The sequence below is a fragment of the Streptomyces sp. NPDC104307 genome, from assembly GCF_055584045.1.
In genome coordinates this window covers 1-19,944 of sequence record NZ_JBVJMU010000011.1, presented here as the reverse complement: position 1 = coordinate 19,944, position 19,944 = coordinate 1, and the positions used below count along the sequence as shown (strand labels likewise).

23 protein-coding genes are annotated in these 19,944 nt (G+C 72.1%); 11 read left to right on the top strand and 12 right to left on the bottom strand.

Annotated features, from left to right (window positions below):
- Positions 1 to 3: 3 nt before the first annotated feature.
- Both pspAB and htpX read right to left on the bottom strand, forming a co-directional pair.
- A complete protein-coding gene (gene pspAB, locus ACZ601_RS25055; protein ID WP_469541721.1) occupies positions 4 to 588 on the bottom strand; it encodes a PspA-associated protein PspAB in 585 nt (194 codons plus the stop codon).
- 9 nt (positions 589 to 597) lie between these two features.
- The gene (htpX, locus tag ACZ601_RS25050) at positions 598 to 1,509 is read right to left on the bottom strand and encodes a zinc metalloprotease HtpX (RefSeq protein ID WP_440576682.1); all 912 of its coding nucleotides are present in this window, start codon (positions 1,507 to 1,509) and stop codon (positions 598 to 600) included.
- A 206-nt stretch (positions 1,510 to 1,715) separates the two neighbouring features.
- On the opposite strand from htpX, the gene ACZ601_RS25045 reads away from it, so the two are divergent.
- Positions 1,716 to 2,990 (top strand): cytochrome P450, encoded by a 1,275-nt coding sequence (locus ACZ601_RS25045; protein WP_469541718.1) that lies wholly within the window; start codon positions 1,716 to 1,718, stop codon positions 2,988 to 2,990.
- A 60-nt stretch (positions 2,991 to 3,050) separates the two neighbouring features.
- Positions 3,051 to 3,239: a ferredoxin gene (locus tag ACZ601_RS25040; protein WP_393336008.1), complete on the top strand. Its 189-nt coding sequence runs from the start codon at positions 3,051 to 3,053 to the stop codon at positions 3,237 to 3,239.
- A gap of 67 nt (positions 3,240 to 3,306) precedes the next feature.
- Here ACZ601_RS25040 and ACZ601_RS25035 read toward each other — a convergent pair whose 3' ends face one another.
- Positions 3,307 to 4,083, bottom strand: a complete 777-nt coding sequence (locus ACZ601_RS25035; RefSeq protein ID WP_469541715.1) for a pyridoxine/pyridoxamine 5'-phosphate oxidase — start codon at positions 4,081 to 4,083, stop codon at positions 3,307 to 3,309.
- Between the two features lie 78 nt (positions 4,084 to 4,161).
- Between ACZ601_RS25035 and ACZ601_RS25030 the strand changes: the two genes are divergently transcribed.
- On the top strand, positions 4,162 to 4,437 hold the full coding sequence (locus tag ACZ601_RS25030) for a type II toxin-antitoxin system Phd/YefM family antitoxin (RefSeq protein WP_469541712.1): 276 nt from the start codon (positions 4,162 to 4,164) through the stop codon (positions 4,435 to 4,437).
- A 14-nt stretch (positions 4,438 to 4,451) separates the two neighbouring features.
- Here the strand turns inward: ACZ601_RS25030 and ACZ601_RS25025 are convergent, their stop codons facing one another.
- Positions 4,452 to 5,621, bottom strand: coding sequence for a thiolase C-terminal domain-containing protein (locus ACZ601_RS25025; RefSeq protein ID WP_469541709.1), 1,170 nt, complete (start codon positions 5,619 to 5,621; stop codon positions 4,452 to 4,454).
- A gap of 163 nt (positions 5,622 to 5,784) precedes the next feature.
- Between ACZ601_RS25025 and ACZ601_RS25020 the strand changes: the two genes are divergently transcribed.
- The gene (locus ACZ601_RS25020; protein WP_469541706.1) at positions 5,785 to 7,068 is read left to right on the top strand and encodes an acyl-CoA dehydrogenase family protein; all 1,284 of its coding nucleotides are present in this window, start codon (positions 5,785 to 5,787) and stop codon (positions 7,066 to 7,068) included.
- A complete protein-coding gene (locus ACZ601_RS25015; RefSeq protein WP_469541703.1) occupies positions 7,068 to 7,577 on the top strand; it encodes a nitroreductase family deazaflavin-dependent oxidoreductase in 510 nt (169 codons plus the stop codon). The genes ACZ601_RS25020 and ACZ601_RS25015 overlap by 1 nt, the downstream gene beginning before the upstream one ends.
- Before the next feature lie 184 nt (positions 7,578 to 7,761).
- Here the strand turns inward: ACZ601_RS25015 and ACZ601_RS25010 are convergent, their stop codons facing one another.
- Positions 7,762 to 8,409: a TetR family transcriptional regulator gene (locus ACZ601_RS25010; RefSeq protein ID WP_037779609.1), complete on the bottom strand. Its 648-nt coding sequence runs from the start codon at positions 8,407 to 8,409 to the stop codon at positions 7,762 to 7,764.
- 333 nt (positions 8,410 to 8,742) lie between these two features.
- Between ACZ601_RS25010 and ACZ601_RS25005 the strand changes: the two genes are divergently transcribed.
- The gene (locus tag ACZ601_RS25005) at positions 8,743 to 9,552 is read left to right on the top strand and encodes a VOC family protein (protein WP_469541700.1); all 810 of its coding nucleotides are present in this window, start codon (positions 8,743 to 8,745) and stop codon (positions 9,550 to 9,552) included.
- A gap of 179 nt (positions 9,553 to 9,731) precedes the next feature.
- On the top strand, positions 9,732 to 12,134 hold the full coding sequence (gene afsK, locus ACZ601_RS25000; RefSeq protein ID WP_469541698.1) for a protein serine/threonine kinase AfsK: 2,403 nt from the start codon (positions 9,732 to 9,734) through the stop codon (positions 12,132 to 12,134).
- A gap of 256 nt (positions 12,135 to 12,390) precedes the next feature.
- Here the strand turns inward: afsK and ACZ601_RS24995 are convergent, their stop codons facing one another.
- Complete coding sequence (locus ACZ601_RS24995; RefSeq protein ID WP_469541695.1) at positions 12,391 to 13,062, bottom strand: hypothetical protein; 672 nt, start codon at positions 13,060 to 13,062, stop codon at positions 12,391 to 12,393.
- Between the two features lie 291 nt (positions 13,063 to 13,353).
- Here ACZ601_RS24995 and ACZ601_RS24990 point away from each other — a divergent pair, with 291 nt between their 5' ends.
- Complete coding sequence (locus tag ACZ601_RS24990; RefSeq protein WP_469541693.1) at positions 13,354 to 13,923, top strand: hypothetical protein; 570 nt, start codon at positions 13,354 to 13,356, stop codon at positions 13,921 to 13,923.
- 56 nt (positions 13,924 to 13,979) lie between these two features.
- On the opposite strand, the gene ACZ601_RS24985 is transcribed toward ACZ601_RS24990, so the two are convergent.
- From ACZ601_RS24985 to ACZ601_RS24975, 3 genes are read right to left on the bottom strand one after another with little or no spacing between them, the layout of a single operon-like run.
- A complete protein-coding gene (locus ACZ601_RS24985; RefSeq protein ID WP_469541691.1) occupies positions 13,980 to 14,759 on the bottom strand; it encodes an enoyl-CoA hydratase/isomerase family protein in 780 nt (259 codons plus the stop codon).
- Between the two features lie 6 nt (positions 14,760 to 14,765).
- Positions 14,766 to 15,206 carry a Zn-ribbon domain-containing OB-fold protein gene (locus ACZ601_RS24980; protein ID WP_440578961.1) on the bottom strand — a complete coding sequence of 147 codons (441 nt, stop codon included), beginning with the start codon at positions 15,204 to 15,206 and terminating at the stop codon, positions 14,766 to 14,768.
- A gap of 13 nt (positions 15,207 to 15,219) precedes the next feature.
- Positions 15,220 to 16,389, bottom strand: a complete 1,170-nt coding sequence (locus ACZ601_RS24975; RefSeq protein ID WP_393336015.1) for a lipid-transfer protein — start codon at positions 16,387 to 16,389, stop codon at positions 15,220 to 15,222.
- Positions 16,390 to 16,482: 93 nt separating this feature from the next.
- Between ACZ601_RS24975 and ACZ601_RS24970 the strand changes: the two genes are divergently transcribed.
- Positions 16,483 to 18,036: a FadD3 family acyl-CoA ligase gene (locus tag ACZ601_RS24970; protein ID WP_469541687.1), complete on the top strand. Its 1,554-nt coding sequence runs from the start codon at positions 16,483 to 16,485 to the stop codon at positions 18,034 to 18,036.
- Between the two features lie 5 nt (positions 18,037 to 18,041).
- Here the strand turns inward: ACZ601_RS24970 and ACZ601_RS24965 are convergent, their stop codons facing one another.
- Entirely contained in the window at positions 18,042 to 18,455 is a 414-nt protein-coding gene (locus ACZ601_RS24965; protein WP_469541684.1) for a type II toxin-antitoxin system VapC family toxin, read from the bottom strand.
- Complete coding sequence (locus ACZ601_RS24960) at positions 18,455 to 18,790, bottom strand: type II toxin-antitoxin system Phd/YefM family antitoxin (RefSeq protein ID WP_469541681.1); 336 nt, start codon at positions 18,788 to 18,790, stop codon at positions 18,455 to 18,457. Before ACZ601_RS24960 ends, ACZ601_RS24965 begins: the two co-directional genes overlap by 1 nt.
- A 123-nt stretch (positions 18,791 to 18,913) precedes the next feature.
- Between ACZ601_RS24960 and ACZ601_RS24955 the strand changes: the two genes are divergently transcribed.
- Both ACZ601_RS24955 and ACZ601_RS24950 read left to right on the top strand, forming a co-directional pair.
- Positions 18,914 to 19,189, top strand: coding sequence for a hypothetical protein (locus tag ACZ601_RS24955; protein ID WP_469541678.1), 276 nt, complete (start codon positions 18,914 to 18,916; stop codon positions 19,187 to 19,189).
- The gene (locus tag ACZ601_RS24950) at positions 19,189 to 19,584 is read left to right on the top strand and encodes a hypothetical protein (protein WP_469541675.1); all 396 of its coding nucleotides are present in this window, start codon (positions 19,189 to 19,191) and stop codon (positions 19,582 to 19,584) included. The genes ACZ601_RS24955 and ACZ601_RS24950 overlap by 1 nt, the downstream gene beginning before the upstream one ends.
- A gap of 53 nt (positions 19,585 to 19,637) precedes the next feature.
- On the opposite strand, the gene ACZ601_RS24945 is transcribed toward ACZ601_RS24950, so the two are convergent.
- Positions 19,638 to 19,805: a hypothetical protein gene (locus ACZ601_RS24945; protein WP_469541672.1), complete on the bottom strand. Its 168-nt coding sequence runs from the start codon at positions 19,803 to 19,805 to the stop codon at positions 19,638 to 19,640.
- Positions 19,806 to 19,944: the final 139 nt, after the last annotated feature.

Genomic DNA, 19,944 nt, shown 5'->3' with positions numbered 1-19,944 from the left:
CCCTCAGACCCCTGGCGCCCCCCACACCGGGAACCACCGGGACAGGTCCTTCTCCACGCGCAGGTCGTCCCCGAGGGCGGCCCGCACCTCCAGCTCCAGCTGGTTGTCGCGCTTCTCGGCGCTGCCCGGGACCGGGGCGAAGGGGTAGAACGTGCCGCGTTTGTAGAGGTAGACCAGGGCCAGCGGGCGGTCCCGGTCGTCGCGGAAGGCGATCAGGGAGCAGAGCAGCTGCGGGCCGAAGCCGCCGTCCTGGAGCAGGGTGTTGACTGCGTGCAGGTCGTTGACCAGTGCGGCGGTGTCCTCGGCGGGCTGGCGGGAGAGCAGCCAGGTGTAGCCGTAGGAGTCCCGGCTGAACTCCACCGGGATGCCGCCGTGCGCGGTGTCGGCGTCCAGCAGCTCCCGTACGTCCTGCTGGATACGGGCGAAGCCGGCGCCCTCCACCCCCGCGAAGCACACCGAGCCGAGGCCGGTCGGGACGAAGCCCGTCGCCGCCTGGAGGGTCAGGGCGGCCGACGGGACGGCGAAGAGCTGGTCCAGGTCCGGGCGGACCGGTTTGCTGCGGCCCAGGATGGTGTCGAGCAGACCCACGGAGGCTCCTTACGGGCGGGAGAGGTCGGCGGAGATGCGGGAGAGCTGGTCCAGGCGCTGTTCGAGGGTCGGGTGCGAGGAGAGCAGCCGGCTCAGGCTCTCCTTGGAGGAGAAGGCCGGGACGAAGTAGAAGGCGTTGTACGGCTCCGCCTTCCGCAGGTCCTCCGTCGGGATCCGGGCCATCTGGCCGCTCACCTTGGTGAGGGCGGAGGCCAGGGCCGAGGGGCGGCCGGTGAGCAGGGCGGCCGTGCGGTCGGCGGACAGCTCGCGGTAGCGCGACAGCAGGCGGGTCAGCAGGAAGCTCAGGGCGTAGACCACGGCGCTGATCAGCGGGATGAGCATGATCGCGATGCCGATGGGGTCGTTGTTGCGGCTGTTGCGGGCGAAGCCGCCCCAGAGCGCCACCCGGGTGATGATGCCCGCGAGCACGCCGAGGAAGGAGGCGATCGTCATGACGGCGACGTCACGGTGTGCGACGTGTGACATCTCGTGCGCGAGTACGCCCTCCAGTTCCTCGGGCTCCAGTCTGCGCAGCAGTCCCGTGGTGGCGCAGACCAGGGCGCTCTTCTCGCTGCGACCGGTGGCGAAGGCGTTCGGTACGTCGCTCTGGGAGATCGCCACCCGGGGCTTGGGCATGTCGGCGAGGGCGCAGATGCGGTCGATGGCGCCGTGCAGTTCCGGCGCCTCCTCGGGGGTGACCTCGCGGGCGCCCATGCTGAAGGCGGCGATGCGGTCGCTGAACCAGAACTGGGCGATGAACATGCCGCCGACGATGATCAGGATGATCGGCCAGGCACCGCGCAGCACGGCGAGCAGCACGCCGACCAGGACCACGTACAGCAGGCCGATCAGGAACATGGTGGTGACCATGCGTGTGGTGAGACCGCGGTCCGAGGCGTACCGGCTACGGGTTCGGGTCATGGGTGACCTCCAGTCCTCATCTGCTTCCCATAGTGCTCCTCGGCGGTTGAAATCGGATAAGGGCAACCGGCGTGGAACGTTACGAGCCGTGGCGGACGCGTCCGGTACGGGGTATTTGGCCGAACAACGCCTAGCCCGGTTAGGTGCCTGGGGCATCTAGTGGTGGGTGATCGGCAGGACTCCCCCATAGCTTTGCGAGGTCCTCCATGGCAGAGACCGGCACCGAGACCCAGACCGAAGCCCAGACCAAAACCCAGACCGACACCCAGACCGAGACCATCGCTTTTCCGCAGAACCGCAGCTGCCCCTACCACCCGCCGACGGGATACCCGAGTGAGACCCGGGGGCAGCAGTCGGTGACCCCCGTCCGTATCTACACCGGCCGGACGGTGTGGCTGGTGACCGGTCACGCCGAGGCGCGGTCGCTCCTGGTGGACCCCAGGCTGTCGTCCGACCGGGAACACCCTGAGTTCCCGCTGTTCGCCAAGCGGCAGGCCGAGACCACCCAGCGGCGCGTGGAACTGATCGGCGTCGACGATCCGGAGCACAACGTCCAGCGCCGGATGCTGATCCCGAGCTTCACGGTCAGGCGGACGGCGGCCCTGCGGCCGCAGATCCGGGCGACCGTGGACGGCCTCCTCGACGCGATGGTCGAGCAGGGGCCGCCGGCCGATCTGGTCAACGCCTTCGCGCTGCCGGTGCCCTCGATGGTCATCTGCGCGCTGCTCGGGGTGCCCTACGGGGACCACGAGTTCTTCGAGGCGCAGTCGCGCAAGCTGCTCCGGGGCCCGGAGGCCTCCGATGTCGAAGCCGCGCGGGACGCCCTCGACGAGTACTTCCGGGTACTGATCGAGCGCAAGCGGCGCGATCCCGGCGACGGGCTGCTGGACGAGCTGATCGTCAAGCAGCTGGAGACCGGTGCGGTGGACACAGAGGAGCTGGTGCGGCTGGCCGAGATCCTGCTCGTGGCGGGGCACGAGACGACGGCGAACATGATCTCGCTCGGCACCTTCACCCTTCTCCAGCACCCGGAACAGCTGGCCCTGCTGCGTGCGGCCGGCGCCTCCACCGGTGACGAGCCCGGCCGCGGGATGCCCGCCGCGGTGGAGGAGCTGCTGCGGTTCCTGTCCATCGCGGACGGGCTGTCGCGGGTGGCCGTCGAGGACATCGAGGTGGGCGGGGTGACCGTCCGGGCGGGGGACGGGGTCCTCCTGTCCACGTCTGTGATCAACCGGGACGAGTCCGTGTACCCGTCGCCCGACGAGCTGGACCTCGGCCGCAACGCGCGCAATCACGTGGCGTTCGGGTTCGGTATCCATCAGTGCCTGGGCCAGAACCTCGCGCGGGCCGAGCTGGAGATCGCGCTGCCCGCCCTCTTCGAGCGGCTCCCCGGCCTGCGGCTGGCGGTGCCCGCGGAGGACGTGCCGTTCAAGCCGGGGGACACGATCCAGGGGCTGCTGGAACTGCCCGTGACGTGGTGACCGGAACCGCCCTCGACGTGGTGACTGATGAGGGAAACCGATCGGAAAGGTCCTGCTGAGATGCAGATCGATATCGACAGGGACGTGTGCATCGGCGCGGGTCAGTGCGCACTCGCGGCGCCGAAGGTGTTCACCCAGGACGACGACGGGTTCAGCGAGCTGCTCCCCGAGTCCGGTGACGCCCTCGGCGGGCCGATGGTCGGCGAGGCGGCCCGCGCCTGCCCGGTGCAGGCGATCACGGTGAACTGAGGGGGCGGCGGCGGGGGCGCTGCCTGGCGGCGGGGGCGGCCGAGAGCCCTCGGCCGCCCCGGGGCCGTCAGGGCCAGAGCAGCTCCCGCTGCCAGGCCGGGGTGGTCCCGGTGGCCCCGGTGGCCCCGGTGGCCCCGGTGGCCCCGGTGGCCCCGGTGGCCCCGGTGGTCCCTGACGCCCCAGCCGCCCCCGACTCCCCGGCCTCCCGGCGGTAGCGCAGCCGGACGTGCCGCCGTCGCGCGTCGCCCTGGAAGAACTCGACCTCGTACGGCTCGACGACGTACCGCGTCCAGCTCGTCACCTCGGCCTCCGGCTCCGCCTGGGCCCGCTGCCAGGCGGCGTCCGAGGCCCGGTCGAGCTCGCCCGTCGAGCCGAGCACCTCGCTCTGCCGCCCCACCAGCGCGGAGGCCAGCGCTCCGGTGGAACGGGCGTGCAGGTCGGCCTGGCTCTCGGCGGCGGAGCACGCGGTGACCGGACCCCGTACCCGTACCTGCCGCCCCTGCGCGGGCCAGTAGAAGCCGAGCGCGGCGTGCGGGCGGACGGCGAGCTGGTGGCCCTTCGCGCTGGTGGCGTGGGTGGCGAAGTGCCAGCCGCGCTCGTCCGCGTCGTGCAGCATCAGGGTCCGCACATCGGGCAGCCCGTCCGCGTCGGCGGTGGCCAGGGTCATGGTGTGCGGCTCCGCCTGCCCGGCGGCCACCGCCTCCGCGAACCAGGCGTGGAAGAGGGGGAGCGGGGCGCTCGGCGCGGCGGCGGGGTCGAAGACGGGCAGCTCGATGTCCCACACGCGCTGGGCGTGGAGCAGATCACGGAAGGCGCGCTGGGCGGTTGCGGATGCGTCGGTCATGCGGCCATTGGACCTCATCGGTCAGTCGGCACCGGGAATGATGTAGCACCAGGGGCCGGCGGGGGCCACGCTGAACGCATGAAGACCATTACCCTGCGCAAGTTCCGGAACCGGTCCGTGGCCGTCATGGATGCTGTGGAGGCGGGCGAGATCTTCCGCATCAGCCGTAACGGGACAGAGGTCGCGGAGCTCCGGCCGCTCACGCGTAGGCGGAGGCCGAGTGCCGAGGAGCTGGTGGCCCGGCACCGGCGGCTTCCTCGCGTGGACGCCGCGTTGACGCGTCGCGAGGCAGACGAGCTCTTCGGCGACGAGGACCGGGCTGGGGACGATCCGCAGGAAGGCGCGCATGGCTGAGTACGCCCCACCCTTCACCCCCGCCCCAGCACCACCGTCCCCGACGAACAGAACCAGCCGCCCGTCCCGGATGCCACCGCCAGTTCCGGCAGCCGGCCGCCCGCCCTGCGGACCTGGCGTTCCCCCGCCTCGCCGCGCAGCTGGCGTACCGCCTCCACCAGCAGGAACAGCCCGCGCATGCCGGGGTGGCAGGCGGACAGGCCGCCGCCGTCCGTGTTGACCGGGAGCTCGCCGGTCAGCCCTGTGCGGCCCTTCTCCACGAACGCGCCGCCCTCGCCCTTCGCGCAGAAGCCCAGGTCCTCCAGCGTCACCAGGGTCATATAGGTGAACGCGTCGTAGATCTCGGCCAGGTCGATGTCCGCGGGCCGCACCCCCGCCCGCTCGAAGGCGAGGCGGCCGGAGACGGCGGCGGGGGAGACCGTGAAGTCGTCCCACTCGGACATCGCGGAGTGCGACACGTGCTCGCCGGTGCCCATGATCCAGACCGGGTCCTTCGCCGTGTCGGGGACGTACTCCTCGGCCGCCAGCAGCACCGCGCAGCCGCCGTCGCTGCGGATGCAGCAGTGCAGCTTGGTGAACGGGTCGGCGATCATCGGGCCGGAGAGGACCTCGTCGACCGTGACCGGGGTGCGGAACATCGCGTCCGGGTTGGCCGCCGCGTTGGCGCGGGCCTGGACCGCCACCTCGGCCAGCTGCTCCAGGGTGGTGCCGTACTCGTGCATGTGGCGGCGGGCGGCCATCGCGTACTTGGCGATCAGCGAGTGCCCGTACGGCACCTCGAACTGGAGCGGGCCGCGCGCCCCGAAGGAGAGGTTGGACGTGCGGCGGCGTGCCTTGATGTCCGCCCGTGCCGTCGAGCCGTAGACCAGCAGTACGGCGTTGGCGCGGCCCGCCGCGATGGCGTCCGCCGCGTGGGCCGCCATCACCTCCCAGGTCGATCCGCCGACCGAGGTGGAGTCCACCCAGGTGGGTTTCAGCCCCAGGTACTCCGCGACCTCGACCGGGGCGAGCGTGCCGAGTCCGGCGGAGGCGAACCCGTCGACGACCGAGCGGTCCAGCCCCGAGTCGGTGAGCGCCCGGCGGGCGGCCTGGGCGTGCAGGGCGTACGGCGTCGCCGTGTCGACGCGTCCGCAGTCGGCGAGCGATATGCCGACGACAGCGACCTTGCGGTGGGAAGAAGGCATGAACCTGACGGTACATCAGATTTGGACCGGGTGAACCGGCTTGCGGAGGCGGGATCTTGTGGGCGGTCGCGGTGCGCGGCTCTGGGAATCTCGTAGCATCCGCCCTAGCATGACGGCCCGTCAGATCAGAGGCCGTCGGCCTCTGAGGGGAAGGAGTCCGACGATGGATGCCGCCTTCACCGCGGAACAGGACGAGATCCGCCGCACCGTGCGCGAACTGCTGGCCAGACACAGCGGCCCCGAGGACATCAGGAGCGCGGTGGGCACCCGGGACGGCTACGACGCCGGGCTGTGGCGCCGGCTCGCCCAGGACCTCGGGCTGCCCGGACTCGCCCTCCCGCAGGAGTACGGAGGCGCCGGCTGCGGCCCCGTCGAGCTCGCCGTCGTCTGCGAGGAGGCTGGCCGCGCGCTGCTGCCGTCCCCGCTGCTCGCCACCGCCGTGCTCGCCGCACCCCTGATCGCCGCCCTCGGCACCGCGGAGCAGCGCACCGCCCTGCTGCCGGCCGTCGCGGCGGGCGGGCTCACCGCGGCGCTCGCCGTCCCCGGCGGCTCGCTCTCCACCGCCCTCGGCCTCACCGGCGACCTGACCGGCGGGAACTGGGCGGGCGGCGGCCGGGCGGGCGGCGTCCAGGCCCGGCCGGCCGGGGGCGACGGCGCGGGGTGGCGGCTGTACGGAGAGGCGGACCAGGTGCTGGACGGGCACAGCGCCGGACTGCTCCTCGTCGCCGCGCACACGGGCGGCTTCCCGCGCAGCCGGACCCTGTTGTTCCTGGTCAGGACGGACGGGCCACAGGCGCCCGGCGGGCTCGTCCGCACCCGGCAGACGGCACTGGACGAGACCCGGCCGCTCGCCCGGGTCCAGCTGCGCGACACCGAGGCCGAACTCCTCGGCGCGGACGACATGGTGGACGCGACGGCGGCCCTCGCGGTGGCCGGCCGCGCCGCCGCGGCCGCGCTCGCCGCGGAGGCGGTGGGGGCGGCGGCGAGCGCGCTGGAACGTACGGTCGCCTATGTCGGGGAGCGCGAGCAGTTCGGCCGGGCGATCGGCTCCTTCCAGGCCGTGAAGCACCGGCTCGCCGACCTGTACGTGCGGGTGCAGTCGGCCCGCTCCGCGGCGTACTACGCGGCCTGGGACCCGGAGGCCGGCGGGCTCGCCCTCGCCCAGGCGCTGGAGGCCCTGCGCGTCACCACCGCGGAGGCCGTGCAGTTGCACGGGGGCATCGGCTTCACCTGGGAGCACGAGGCGCAGCTGTACTTCAAGCGCGCCGCCGCCGACGAACTGCTGCTGGGCCCCGTCCACCGGCTCCGCGACCACGCGGCCCAGCGGGCGGGACTCTTCGGGAGCGCGCCGGGGGAGCGGGACCGGGCGGAACGCGGACCGGTCGACGACGGGCCGGTCGACGACGGGCCGGTCGGCGACGGACCGGCCGAACGGGTGGCCGTCTGATGGCGCCCGGTGTGCGCCTCGGTGTGCGCCTCGTCCAGAAGGTCTCCTCGACCAGGGCCTTCGCGCGGATCGCCCCGCACGTCGTGCCCGCCATGGACCGCGCGGTGCACCGGCTCACCCGGGGCAAGGTGCTGCTCAGCGCGCGGATGCTGCCGGGGGTGGTGCTGACGGTGCCGGGGGCGCGCAGCGGGCAGCTCCGGACGACGCCGCTGGCCTGCATGCCGGTGGCGCGGGACGGTGGTACGGGCAGCTGGGTGCTGGTCGGCAGCAACTTCGGCCGTCCGGGGCATCCCGCCTGGACGGCGAACCTGCTGGCACACCCGGAGGCTCCGGTGATCAGCTGGAAGGGCGTCGGCATTCCGGTGCGGGCCCGGCTGCTGGCGGGGGCGGAGCGCGCGGAGGTGTGGGAGGCGGCGCTGAGGTTCTGGCCGCCCTACGCGGCGTACCAGGCGCGGATCGACCGGGAGATCCGGCTGTTCAGGCTGGAGCGGCGCGACGGGTCGGGGTGAGCGCGACGGTCCGGGGTGAGGGTGCGCGGGTCCACGGGTCCACGGGTGCGCGGGTTCACGGGTCCACGGACGTGTCCGGATACACCGACGGCGGACCACATGCGTGGTCCGCCGTCGGTGAGACAGGACCTGGGGCGCCCGGGATCACCGCGCGTCACCCAGTACGGGAATCCGGCGCGGGGCGCTACTTGGCCGGCTTCTTGCCGGTGATGCCCAGATGCACCAACAGCGCCAGGTTCGGACGGAGTTCGGCCTGCTTCACGCCCCAGGTGGTGAAGCCCTTCTGGTGCGAGGCGACCGCGGCCAGCATCGCGACCAGTGATCCGGCCATCGCGGCGGGGCTGACGTCCTTGTCCACCTTGCCCTTGGCCTGGAGTTCCTTCACCGAATCCGTAAGGGAGTTGGTGACGGAGTTGAGGATCTTCATGCGGATCTTGTAGAACCGCTTGTCGCCCTCGGCCGCGCCGAGGTCGACCACGCGAAGGATCGCGTCGTTGCGCCGCCAGAAGTCGAGGAACCCCTCGACGAGTTCTTCGGCGGTCTGCCAGCCCGATTTGCCGACCCAGGAGCGCCCGGCGACCAGTTCGGTCAGTCCGGCACCCTCCTTGGCCATTTCCTCCGCGATCTCAAGGACGGCGCCCTCGACGTCGGGGAAGTACTGGTAGAAGGTTGCGGGTGAAGTCCCCGCCTTCCGGGCGACGTCGATGACTTTGACGTCCCGGTACGGCGAGGAACTGAGCATCTCGCTGAGGCAGTCGAGCAGCTTCTGCCGCGTCGCCTGTCCGCGTCGGCCGGCCACGCGGCCGTCGACGGTGCGTACTTGTCCTGTCATGCCGTCAGCTTACCGACGGGTGATCGGAGCGCGATTCGGCCGACTGCAAATGGGGAGGGGCGCAGGCGTGGTGGGGGGAGTGCGGCGGTTTCCGCCGATGTGCCCCGCAGTGCGCCCCGTGGCTCCGTACCCCTTGTCCACGGCCACGTTAATGTTATTAACAGCCTGTGGATAACTTCCGTGGATAACTTTCCGTGACGATGGCGATTCGGGAGTTCTGTCTCGAATGTAAGTTCGATGCGGGCGGATGGCGGAAGGGCTGGGGCGCGCGTGCGGCGACCCGCGGTTACGTTGGCTGTGACGAGCGTCACCGCGACGGAAGGACCCGGGCCCATGGCCGCATTCGCGCAGTCCGCGCCGTGCTGGGTGGATGTGCAGCTCTCCGACCTCGAAGCCGGCAAGCGCTTCTACGGCGAGCTCTTCGGCTGGACCTTCCGCACGGGCGACGGCCCGTACACCGACGCCCTCAGCGACGGGGCCCTGGTCGCCGCGCTCGCCGCCAAGCAGGACGGCCGGATGCCGACCGCCTGGGGCGTCTACTTCGCGACCGACGACATCACCGCCTCCGTCGCCCGCGTCCGGGAGGCGGGCGGCCAGGTGATCACCGAACCGGTGCGGGCCGGCCGGCTGGGGGCGCTCGCCCAGGCCGCCGACCCCGGCGGCGCGGTCTTCGGGCTCTGGCAGGCGGGTGACCGCAAGGGCTTCCAGAAGCAGAACGAGCCGGGCTCCTTCTGCTGGACCGAGGTCTACACCCGGCAGAAGGACCGCGTCGACCCCTTCTACGAGCAGGTCTTCGGCTTCCGCTCCGTCGATCCGGACGCGGCAGGCCCCGGCACACCGGGCGCCCCGGACACCGACGAGTCCCGCGTCGACTTCCGCATGTGGTCGCCGGCCGGCACCGAACCCGGGCCGGACACCGCGGTCGGCGGGCGCAGCGTCATCACCGACGCGTTCCCCGCGATGATGCCCAGCTACTTCCTCAACTACTTCGCCGTGTCGGACTGCGACGCCTCCGCAGACACCGTCGTCCGGCTCGGCGGCCGGGTCTCCGCACCGCCCTTCGACATCCCGTACGGGCGGATGGCGGTGCTCCAGGACGACCAGGGCGCCGTCTTCGCCGTACTTCAGCCACCGGTGTCCTGATACCGCCTGGAGTGATCCACGACACCCGGTTCTGCCCCCGGGTTCGCAACCCGCGCCTCGGCCAGGAACAATCGGGGTGCGCACCGTCGGGTGGCGCCCAGTGGTGAGACGCTGCACAGGGCGGGTTTTCGCGGGCCTCGGGCGACCGGGGCCCGTACGGGGAGGGTGGCAGGTAAGTGATGGAGCAGCTGACGCAGCACGACCCGAGGCGGATCGGCCCGTTCGAGGTGCTGGGACGGCTCGGGGCCGGCGGCATGGGGCTGGTCTATCTCGCCCGCTCGGCGTCGGGCCGGCGGGTGGCGATCAAGACGGTGCGTACGGAACTCGCAGAGGACCAGCTGTTCCGGGTCCGGTTCACGCGTGAGGTGGAGGCGGCCCGCGCGGTCAGCGGCTTCTACACGGCCGCCGTCGTCGACGCCGACCCGCGCGCCGCCGTGCCCTGGCTCGCCACCGCCTATGTGCCCGCCCCCTCGCTGGAAGAAATAGTGAATGAGTGCGGGCCGATGCCGACCCAGGCGGTGCGCTGGCTGGCCGCCGGCATCGCGGAGGCCCTCCAGTCCATCCACGGCGCGAAGCTCGTCCACCGCGACATGAAGCCGTCGAACGTGCTCGTCGTCGAGGACGGGCCCCGGGTCATCGACTTCGGGATCGCGTCCGGCGTCTCCAACACCCGGCTGACCATGACCAACGTCGCCGTCGGCACGCCCGCGTACATGTCGCCGGAGCAGGCGCGGGACTCGCGCAGCGTCACGGGCGCCAGTGACATCTTCTCGCTCGGCTCGACGCTCGTCTTCGCCGCGACCGGCCATGCGCCGTTCCACGGGGCCAACCCGGTCGAGACGGTCTTCATGCTGCTGCGCGAGGGCCCCGACCTGGCCGGTCTGCCCGACGATCTGCGGTCGCTGATCGAGTCGTGCATGCAGATGGACGCCTCGCGCCGGCCCACCCCCGCCGAGCTCCAGTCCCAGCTCGCCCCGCACCTCTTCGCCTCCGGCGGCGACGACAGCGGTACGGCGTCGGCCTGGCTGCCGGCTTCCGCCACCGAGATGATCGAGCTGCGCCGGGGCGGCGGACGCGTGATCGCCGCGCCCCCTCCCGTACCCGCGCAGCCGCTGCCCGCCACGCACCCGGGCGCCGGCCGGGACACCGCCCGGCGGCCCGGGGCCACGGACCCGCGCCCCCCGGCCGTACCGCCCGCGGCCCCGCCCGTGGCCCCGCCTGCGGAGGCGCCCGACGCGGGCGGTCCGGTGCGGCTCTCCGGTGTCCAGGTGCCGATCGGGCCCGGCCCGCGCGCCCAGGACGTGCGCGCCACCGCCGCCGTGGGGGAGGCGGCTCCTGCGACCGGCTGGGTGCGCCCGCCCGGCGGGCCGAGCGGCTCGCTCACGGCCCCGGCCGCCCCGGTGCCCGCTCCGGCGCACGCGCCGGACAGCGCGTCGTCCGGCCCGGACCGCTGGCGGCCCTGGCGGTTCCGGATGTCGAACGACGTGTGGGGGACGCCGGTCGTCGTCGGTGACCTCCTCTACGTCACCTCCTTCGAGGTGCACGCGCTGGACACCGGCAACGGGCGGCGCCAGTTCAAGACCCGTGACGTGGCCTGGGCGATGGCCGTCGAGGGCGGCCGGATCCACGCCTCCGACGGGCCCTCGCTCTACGCCCTGGACGCGGTCACAGGCGCCGAGCGGTGGCGGCTCCAGAGCGACGCGTGGGTGTACTCGCTCAAGGCGGACCGGGGCACGGTCGTCACCGGCACCCGGGGCGGCGGCGTCCAGGCGTGGGAGGCGTCCACCGGGGAGAAGCTCTGGGAGACCACCGGGGCGCAGACCGACTTCGAGACGGCGGAGGCCGGGCCCGCGATCCACGACGGCACGGTCTACCTCTGGCAGGACGCCCGGCTGCGGGCCGTCGACGCCCGGACGGGCACCGAGCGCTGGTCGTACCCGGTGGGCGACGCGGCCTCCTGCGGCGGGGTGCCGGTCCGGGTGACCCCGGCGCCGGACGGTTACGTCTACGTCAGCGCGGGGACCCGGGTCCTGGCGCTGGACATCGGCTCGGGCCGGGTGCGCTGGCACTTCGAGTCCCCCGCGGTCTTCCTCTCGCCGCCCGCGTTCGCGCCGGGCCCCGCGGTGACCGGCGGCGGGGTGTACCTCGCGGACTACCTCGGCACGGTGTACGCGCTGGACGCCTCGACCGGCAAGGACCGCTGGCGCATCGCCACGGAGTCCCGGCAGTCGACGGAACCGGTGCTGGTGGCGACGGGCAACGTGCACGTCGGCAGCGGCAGCGCGCTGTACACGCTGGACGCGGTCACCGGCACCCCGAAGTGGCGCTTCGCCGCGGGCGGCGACGTGGTGGGCGCCCCGGTCGTCGCGGACGGCCGGGTCCACTTCGGCTCCGCGGACCACGTGCTCTACACCCTGGACGCGGCGGGCGGCCAGCTCCGCTGGAAGCTCGCGACGGGCGGCGAGATCACGGGCTCTCCGGTGGCGCAGGGCGGGGTGGTCTACGCGTGCAGCAAGGACCGCTGCGTGTACGCGCTGGACGCGGTGAAGGGGACGGGGACGGGGAACCGGGCGCGTTCGTAGGCGGCACCGCCTGCGGGGTTTCACGCTCGCGGCGGGGGGCCGCCCAGCTTGTCGCGGTGCACCCCCAGCCCGTCCGGCGGGCGGCTCGGGCCGTCCAGCCTGTCGCGGTGCACCCTCAGCCCGTCCGGCGTTTGAGGACGGAACCGGTGCGGTGGCTGGCGGTGCGGTTTCAAGCCTGTCCGGCGTTTGAGGACGGAACCGGCGCGGTGGTTGGCGGTGCAGAAAGGTCCGGGGGCGCCCGGTGGCCGCTTCGTCCTCAATCGCCGGACGGGCTTGATTTCGGCGGCGGGCCGGATTTCGGCGGGGGGCCCGGTTCCGGACCTGGGCCCGACCGGTGCGGGCCCGGCTGGTCCGGGCCGACGTACGGGTCCGGCTCCGGTTCCGGCCAGGGGCTCGTCTGCACCGAAGGGCCCGGCTCCCGGGTCGGCGGCCAGGTGTCGGGATCACCGGAGCCCGGCGGCTCGTACGGCTCAGGCTGCCCGTAACGCCCCGGCCGCCCCGGCCGCCCCGCGCTCCGGCGCCGCCCCGACATCAGGGCCGCGCCCAGCAGGAGCAGCACCCCGCCGCCCGCCGCGATCGCGACCCCTTGCTGAAGCCCGGAACCGTCACCCGTGACCGTGAGTTCGCCGGCCGCCTGGCCCTGCCGGACCATCCAGAGCACGGTGAAGCCGAGGACCAGCACACCCGCGAGGACGACCAGCGGCCGGGACCGCAGGACCACGCCGAGGACCGTCACGACGGCGGCGAAGGCGAAGGGCAGCAGGATCGAATTGAACAGGCCGGGGTGGGTCGCGGTGATGCCGGTGAAGAGGTCGTCGATCCGGTAGTGCCGCCCGAGGCGGCCGTCGTACCAGTCACGGAAGGGGCTCAGCACGGCGGCCGCCGCTCCGGCGAGAGCGACGATCGAGCCGAGGACGTTACGGATCATCTCCGGCCTCCAGCGGGACGCGCGAGGCGCCACCGGCCGGTGGCGCGGAACAGCACCGCTCTCGCTTCCCGACGCTACGCCGGGCGGATGACCCCCGCCACCAGACGGCGAAGGACCGGCCGTGGGCAGGCCCGTCGACAGACGGTGACGAGACCGTGACAGGGTCATGACCGGGCTGCCGATCGAAACCGGCCATGCTGTGCGCTACGGTGTCGCGCGGCTGTTCGACCCCGGGCCCAACAGCCGCGCGGCACCGAACAACTGAATCACCACACAAGGGGGGCGGCATCGATGATGCGGCAGCACATGAAACTGACAGTGGTCCTCGTCGCGGTGGTCCTCGCGCTGACCGGCTTCTCCAGCTCCAGCCACGGACACGGCAGCAAGAGCGGCAGCAAGGGCCGGAAGTCCAGCAGCAGCGGCAGTAGCGGCGGCGGGTGCTCCAACTCCAAGAAGAGCAACGGCACTTACCACGACACCGATTCCGACGACGACTACGACGATGACAACTACAGCTCGTCCAACAGCTCGTCCAGCGATTCCGCCTACGACACGGCGACCCCCACCGCCACCGCGACGGACGCGCCCCGCGCGTACGTCTTCCGCTGCGCGGCACCCCGCAAGGGCAAGCGCAAGGCCGTCACCTCCTCCACCGTGCGGCTCACCGCGAACGCGACCGGCAGCCACACCTACACGGTGGATGTGAGCTTCCTCGACGCCAGGGGCACCACCATCGACACCGGTGAGGCGACCGTGGACGCCGACGGCGGCGACACGAAGACCGTCTCCGTCCGGATGGACAGTCCGGGCAAGGTCTCCCGGGTGAAGAAGTGCTCGGTCACCGCAGAGCTCACGTACTGAGGTGCTCAGGCGCTGAGGCGCTGACGTACTGACGAACGCCGCCACCGGCCCCGCGCTCACCTGATCCGGGGCTCACCGCCGCCCCCGCCCCGCCCCTCGAACAGCTCGGCCTGCCGCTCCGGTGCCAGGTTCCCGAGCGCGATCAGGTGCGGGGCATGGGCCAGTGCCTGGCTCCTCGCCGCCTCCTTGGCCGACCAGGCGGCCCGTACCGTCCCCTGCACCGCCGCCGTCGGGTAAGAGGCGATGACCGCCGCCGCCCGCAGCGCCGCCGCCACCGCGCCGCCGGCTCCGGTGACCTCGCTGACCAGCCCGGTCTCGTACGCGCGCCGGGCAGAGACCCGCTCGGCCGTCCCCATCAGCGACATCCGGGCCACCTCACCGAACGGCATCCGCTGCGCCATCGAGATCGCCTCGTACGCGCTGACCATGCCGTACGTGGTGTGCGGATCGAAGAACGTCGCCCCCTCCGACGCGATGACGAACTCCGCCTCGCCCAGCAGGTAGAACGCCCCGCCGCAGGCCATCCCCTCCACGGCCGCGATCACCGGCTTCCACAGGTCGTTGGCCTTCGGCCCGATCGCGATCAGCGGATCGTCGATCGTGTATGGGGACGGGGGCTGCGGGACGTCCACGCCCCGGTCGATCCCGGTGCAGAACGCCCGCCCGCCGGCGCCGGTCAGCACGACCGCCCGCACCTCGTCGTCGTACCGGAACGCCCTCCAGGCGGCGGCCAGTTCGGTGGCCGTCGCGAGGTCGATCGCGTTGAGCCTCTCCGGCCGGTCCAGGGTGAGCAGCGCGACCCCGGTCCCCTTGTCCGTCTCCGTGCGCAGCGCCATCGCCCCTCACCGTTCCAGCAGCCAGCGGACCATGGTCACCTCGGCGGAGACCGGACAGAAGACCGCCTTCACCCCGGCCCCGATCCGCAGCCGCTCCGGATCGACGGAGTTCAGCGGTGCGTCCGGCCCGCTGACCACGTTGCCGACCAGCCGGATCTCCGGGGCGTCGGCCAGTTCGACCACCACCGCGTTGTACGGGGCCTGTGCGGCGTAGGCGGGCAGCAGCGGCGGGTGCGGCAGCACGTACGACCAGATACGGCCGCGCCCGCTCATCACCCGCCACTCGCTCTCGAACGACTGGCAGTGCGGGCAGCACGGCCGGGGCGGGAAGCGGAGCCGTCCGCAGTCGGGGGCGGCGCACGCCTGGACGCGCAGTTCACCACGGGCCGCGTACTCCCAGAAGGGCGCGCCGTCCTCGTCGATGACGGGCAGCAGCATGGCATCCATCTCGAATCGCTCCTCAGTTCCTCAGCAGTACGGCGGACGTGGGCACGCCCTCCCCGGCGGTGACCAGGCAGGTCGAGGCGTCCGGGACCTGGGCGGTGGAGACGCCGCGCAGCTGCTTCACGCCCTCGTTGATGAGGTTGAAGCCGTGCACGTACCCCTCGCTGAGCCCGCCGCCGCCGGTGTTGACCGGCAGCCGGCCGCCGCTCTCCAGCGCCCCGCCCTCGGTGAAGGAGGCGCCCTCGCCGCGTCCGCAGAACCCGTAGCCCTCCAGGGAGAGCGGGATGAGCGGGGTGAACGCGTCGTAGATCTGGGCGACATCGACGTCGTCAGGTCCGAAGTCGGCCTGCTTCCACAGCTGTCGGGCGGCGGCCCAGGCCGGTCCGGTGAGCGGGTCGTCGTTCCAGTAGTTGACCATCCCGTGGTGCTGGGCGGGCAGTCCCTGGGCGACGGAGTGAAGGTAGACGGGCTTCTGCCGGCAGTCGCGGGCCCGTTCGGCGGAGACGATGACGCAGGCCAGTGCGCCGTCCGTCTCCAGGCAGTTGTCGAAGAGGCAGAGCGGTTCGCTGATCCAGCGCGAGGTCATATACATGTCGCGGGTCAGCGGGCGCTCGTACATGACGGCGTCGGGGTTCTGGTTGGCCCGGTTGCGGCAGGCCAGCGCGACGTTGAAGAGGTGGTCGCGGGTCGCCCCGTACTCGTGCATGTACCGCCGGGCCAGCATGCCGATCTCGTCGGCGGGCCGCAGCAGCCCGTACGGCCGGGTCCACTGGGCGGGGGTGGGCAGCTGCACGGCGGTGTTCTTCCAGGGCCGGGGCCCGGAGCCGCGCTTCCGGGACCGCCAGGCGACCCCGACACTCGCCTGGCCGGTGGCGACGGCGGCGGCGAGGTGCGCGAGCGTCGCACAGGAGCCGCCGCCCCCGTACCCCACCTTGCTGAAGAAGGTCACGTCACCGGCCCCGATGGACTTGGCTACCTCGACCTCGTCGGTCTCCTCCATCGTGTACGAGGCGAACGCGTCCACCTCGGACGCGGCGATGCCCGCGTCGTCGAGCGCCGCGACGATGGCCCGGCAGGCCAGGGTCTTCTCCGATTCGGGCAGGTGTTTCGCGAACCGCGTCTGCCCGATCCCGGCTATCGCTGTCTTGTCCTTGAGCGTCGCCACCGCCACCTCCGAAGCCGTCATGACTGCTGACAGCGGAGGAGGCTACAGCTAATCTGACGGATAGTCAGCTACTGCGGTCGGCAGGGCCGTTCGGACCGATACGGAGGGCACGAGATGCGCGGCGACGAGGAATGGTCCACCGTCCCGAACCTGGTGCGGGAGGCGGCGCGGCGCTACGGCGACCGCGAGGCGGTGGCCGAGGGCCGCACCAGGATCACGTACACGGAACTCGGCGAACGCGTGGAACGGGCGGCCGCCGCGTGCATGGCCTCGGGAGTGGAACCGGGGGACCGGGTGGCGGTCTGGGCGCCCAACACTCTGGACTGGATCGTCTCCGCGCTCGGCGCGGTGACGGCGGGCGCGGTCCTCGTCCCCCTCAACACCCGCTTCAAGGGGACGGAGGCGGCGTACATCCTGGAGCGCAGCCGGGCCAGGCTGCTCTTCGTCACGGGCACCTTCCTCGGCACGTCGTACGTGGCCTCGCTGCGCCGGTCCGACATCGAACTCCCGCACCTGGAAACGGTGGTCGTCCTCGCCGACACCGCCCCCGCCGACTACGTCACCTGGAAGGACTTCCTGGCCTCCGGCGAGGGGATCTCTCCCGAGCGGGTACGGGAGCGGGCCGACGCCATCGCCCCGTCCGACCCCTCCGACATCATCTACACCTCGGGCACCACGGGACACCCCAAGGGCGCGGTCATCAGCCACGCCCAGACCCTGCGCTGCTACGAGATCTGGAGCGAGCTGGCCGGTCTGCGCGAGGGCGACCGCTACTTGATCGTGAACCCGTTCTTCCACACCTTCGGCTACAAGGCGGGTGTGATCGCCTGCCTGATGCGGGGCGCGACGATGATCCCGCAGCCGGTCTTCAACGTGGACACGGTCCTCGCCAACATCGCCGCCGAGCGCATCTCGGTCCTGCCCGGCCCGCCCACCCTCCACCAGTCCCTCCTGGACCACCCGGCCCGCTCCACCCACGACCTCTCCGCGCTCCGGCTCGTGGTGACGGGCGCGGCGGTGGTCCCGCTCCAGCTGGTGGAGCGCCTGCGCACCGAACTCGGCATAGCCACGGTCCTGACCGCCTACGGCCTCTCCGAGGCGAGCGGCATCGTCTCGATGTGCCGCCGGGGCGACCCGGCCTGCACCATCGCCGCCACCTCCGGCCGCGCGATCCCCGGCACCGAGATCCGCGTCCTGGCGGCCCCCGGCGAACCGGGCGAGGTCCTGGTCCGCGGCTTCAACGTGATGCGCGGCTACTTCGAGGACCCGGAGACCACCGCCGCCGCGATCACCCCGGACGGCTGGCTCCACACCGGCGACGTGGGCGTCCTGGACGCGGACGGCAGCCTGCGGATCACGGACCGGATCAAGGACATGTTCATCGTCGGCGGCTTCAACGCCTACCCCGCGGAGATCGAACAGCTCCTGGGCCTGCACCCGGACGTCGCCGACATCGCGGTCATCGGCATCCCCGACCCCCGCCTGGGCGAGGTCGGCAAGGCCTACGCGGTCCGCCGACCGGGCGCGACGGTGACCGCCGACGACCTGATCGCCTGGTCGCGGCGCGAGATGGCGAACTACAAGGTGCCGAGGGCGGTGGAGTTCGTCAGCGAGCTCCCGCGCAACGCGAGCGGCAAGGTGGTGAAGGGGGAGCTGCGGGGATGCTGACGTTCTCAGCCCGCCCCGGGGCACGCGACGGGCAGGCCCACTTCCCGTGCGGACTCGACCAGCCTCTTGTCGTAGACGACGAACGAGAGGAGAGCCCTGCCCAGCCCCTGTGCGGCGGCCAGGTGCAGGGCGTCCAGGGAGCGGAGCCGGTTGCCGGGCGACAGCTGTCCCGCGCGGTCGAAGAGAAGCGGCGGCATCCGGACGAGCGCGCTCTCGTCCAGCCACTCCTCGGCTTCGGCGGCGACATCGGGCCCGGCATGCGCGGCGTGCAGGGCACGCCGGACCTCTGTCCGCGTGAGATCGCAGGTCAAGACGGTGGCAGACCCCTGAGTGGAGAGCCACGCTTTGAGAGCGGCGGATTCGGACTCTTCCTTGAACAGCTTGAGCGCCGCGGAGGTGTCCAGATAGATGAAACGCATCAGCGCCCTTCCCCACCGTCCTGGGCGTCGCGCAGCTCTTCCAGGGCCTGGGTGAGCGGCACGTCGGCGGCGGTCGAGGGAGCGGTCCGGACGCGTGCCGTCTGGGCGGCGGTGCGGGCGCGGCTGAGCTCCGTGAGATCGATCAGCCCGTCCGTGACGGCCTGGTTGACCGCTTCCTCGGCAGGATCCGGAGGGACTATCCGCGCCACGGTCCGGCCGTGCCGGGTGACGGTGAACGTCTCCCCGTGCTCCAGCCGCACGAGGACGGCCGCGGCGTTCCGCTGAAGATCGCGGACGGTGATCCGGGTGTCGTGGCTGTGGGGCTCGCTGTCCATGTCGTACAGGATAGGGGAGTGTGCGACGGGTGGCGAGATTGTGCGTCAATGGGGCTGGCTCTGTGTCACTCCATGGGGTGAAGTCGGTGGTGGGTGCCAGTCGGTCTCAGTACGGTGACGCGCATGGCAACAAAGAAGTACACGGTCACCCTGCCGGAGGAGCTGGCGGAGGAGATCCGGAGCGAGGTGGGGCCCGGGGCGTTCAGCGCGTATGTCACCCGCGCCATCGAGCGCCGGCGCGAGCGCGACCGGCTGGGGGAGCTGGTGAAGCGGTTGGAGGACGAGTACGGCCCGGTGGCGGAGGCCGATCTATCGGCGGCCGAGGCCGAGCGGCGTGGGATCGAGCGGTGGTTCGAGGAGCAGGACGCGGGCTCGGCACCGCACGGGAAGGCAGCCTGATGTCCGACCTCTCGTACCTCCTGGACGGCGAAGGCCTCGCCCGGGTCGCACTCGGAGACCCGGGGATGAAGGCCCTCCTGAAGGACGCCCACCGTTCGGGTATTCGCGTGGTGACCAGCGCGATGACCTTGGTCGAGGCCTATCACAGCAAGATCAGACGGCCCGCCTGGGACTGGGCCGTCTCGGGCATCGGGATCGAGCCCGTCACCCAGAGCGCCGCCGAGGAGGCGATCCGCCTGCTCAGGTCCACCGGACTGCACGGTGATCAGTACGCCATCGCTGCGTCTCTCGCGGTGATCGCGGGGCGGCAGCGGGGGCGGGCGGTGGTGTTCACCTCGGATGCGGATGGCATGGGGAAGCTGTGCGGGGCGGGGGTTCAGGTGCGGGGGGTGTAGCGATTGCGGCAGTGGGCCCGAGCGCGATGGCTCGGGCCCACTGTGCGTGTGGCTCAGCCTGCGTGGTTCTCCTGCGGGGTCACCACCGTGGCATGGGTGTCCTGCGTAGTGACGGGGGTGTCGCCGGTTGCGTGCGTGTCGGCAAGAGCCGGCGACGCGCCTCCGATGCCGAGGGCCACGGCGAACGCGGCGGCGACGAGCGTCTTCTTCGTGCGGGTCATTCCAACTCCTGTTATGGGAGTGAGCTTCCGGACGTGAAGTGACGCTAAGGGCTGTCCCGTAACTGATCTCCGGCATGCAGCTACGGGCCAGGGTTGCGTCGTTCTCGTGGCTTTTTCAGCTTGATCTCCTGGTGTCCGA

Excerpts from the sequence above, each read along its gene's own strand:
- ACZ601_RS24985 (WP_469541691.1), bottom strand. The coding sequence starts at position 14,759 with ATGGCGCTGCGCACGGAGACGGACAAGGGGACCGGGGTCGCGCTGCTC.
- ACZ601_RS25030 (WP_469541712.1), top strand. The coding sequence starts at position 4,162 with ATGAAGACCATTACCCTGCGCAAGTTCCGGAACCGGTCCGTGGCCGTC.
- ACZ601_RS25045 (WP_469541718.1), top strand. The coding sequence starts at position 1,716 with ATGGCAGAGACCGGCACCGAGACCCAGACCGAAGCCCAGACCAAAACC.
- ACZ601_RS24945 (WP_469541672.1), bottom strand. The coding sequence starts at position 19,805 with ATGACCCGCACGAAGAAGACGCTCGTCGCCGCCGCGTTCGCCGTGGCC.
- ACZ601_RS24975 (WP_393336015.1), bottom strand. The coding sequence starts at position 16,389 with ATGACGGCTTCGGAGGTGGCGGTGGCGACGCTCAAGGACAAGACAGCG.
- ACZ601_RS24950 (WP_469541675.1), top strand. The coding sequence starts at position 19,189 with ATGTCCGACCTCTCGTACCTCCTGGACGGCGAAGGCCTCGCCCGGGTC.
- ACZ601_RS25010 (WP_037779609.1), bottom strand. The coding sequence starts at position 8,409 with ATGACAGGACAAGTACGCACCGTCGACGGCCGCGTGGCCGGCCGACGC.
- ACZ601_RS24970 (WP_469541687.1), top strand. The coding sequence starts at position 16,483 with ATGCGCGGCGACGAGGAATGGTCCACCGTCCCGAACCTGGTGCGGGAG.
- ACZ601_RS25005 (WP_469541700.1), top strand. The coding sequence starts at position 8,743 with ATGGCCGCATTCGCGCAGTCCGCGCCGTGCTGGGTGGATGTGCAGCTC.
- ACZ601_RS24990 (WP_469541693.1), top strand. The coding sequence starts at position 13,354 with ATGATGCGGCAGCACATGAAACTGACAGTGGTCCTCGTCGCGGTGGTC.
- afsK (WP_469541698.1), top strand. The coding sequence starts at position 9,732 with ATGGAGCAGCTGACGCAGCACGACCCGAGGCGGATCGGCCCGTTCGAG.
- ACZ601_RS24960 (WP_469541681.1), bottom strand. The coding sequence starts at position 18,790 with ATGGACAGCGAGCCCCACAGCCACGACACCCGGATCACCGTCCGCGAT.
- ACZ601_RS24995 (WP_469541695.1), bottom strand. The coding sequence starts at position 13,062 with ATGATCCGTAACGTCCTCGGCTCGATCGTCGCTCTCGCCGGAGCGGCG.
- ACZ601_RS24955 (WP_469541678.1), top strand. The coding sequence starts at position 18,914 with ATGGCAACAAAGAAGTACACGGTCACCCTGCCGGAGGAGCTGGCGGAG.
- ACZ601_RS24980 (WP_440578961.1), bottom strand. The coding sequence starts at position 15,206 with ATGGATGCCATGCTGCTGCCCGTCATCGACGAGGACGGCGCGCCCTTC.
- ACZ601_RS24965 (WP_469541684.1), bottom strand. The coding sequence starts at position 18,455 with ATGCGTTTCATCTATCTGGACACCTCCGCGGCGCTCAAGCTGTTCAAG.
- ACZ601_RS25040 (WP_393336008.1), top strand. The coding sequence starts at position 3,051 with ATGCAGATCGATATCGACAGGGACGTGTGCATCGGCGCGGGTCAGTGC.
- ACZ601_RS25020 (WP_469541706.1), top strand. The coding sequence starts at position 5,785 with ATGGATGCCGCCTTCACCGCGGAACAGGACGAGATCCGCCGCACCGTG.
- htpX (WP_440576682.1), bottom strand. The coding sequence starts at position 1,509 with ATGACCCGAACCCGTAGCCGGTACGCCTCGGACCGCGGTCTCACCACA.
- ACZ601_RS25015 (WP_469541703.1), top strand. The coding sequence starts at position 7,068 with ATGGCGCCCGGTGTGCGCCTCGGTGTGCGCCTCGTCCAGAAGGTCTCC.
- ACZ601_RS25025 (WP_469541709.1), bottom strand. The coding sequence starts at position 5,621 with ATGCCTTCTTCCCACCGCAAGGTCGCTGTCGTCGGCATATCGCTCGCC.
- ACZ601_RS25035 (WP_469541715.1), bottom strand. The coding sequence starts at position 4,083 with ATGACCGACGCATCCGCAACCGCCCAGCGCGCCTTCCGTGATCTGCTC.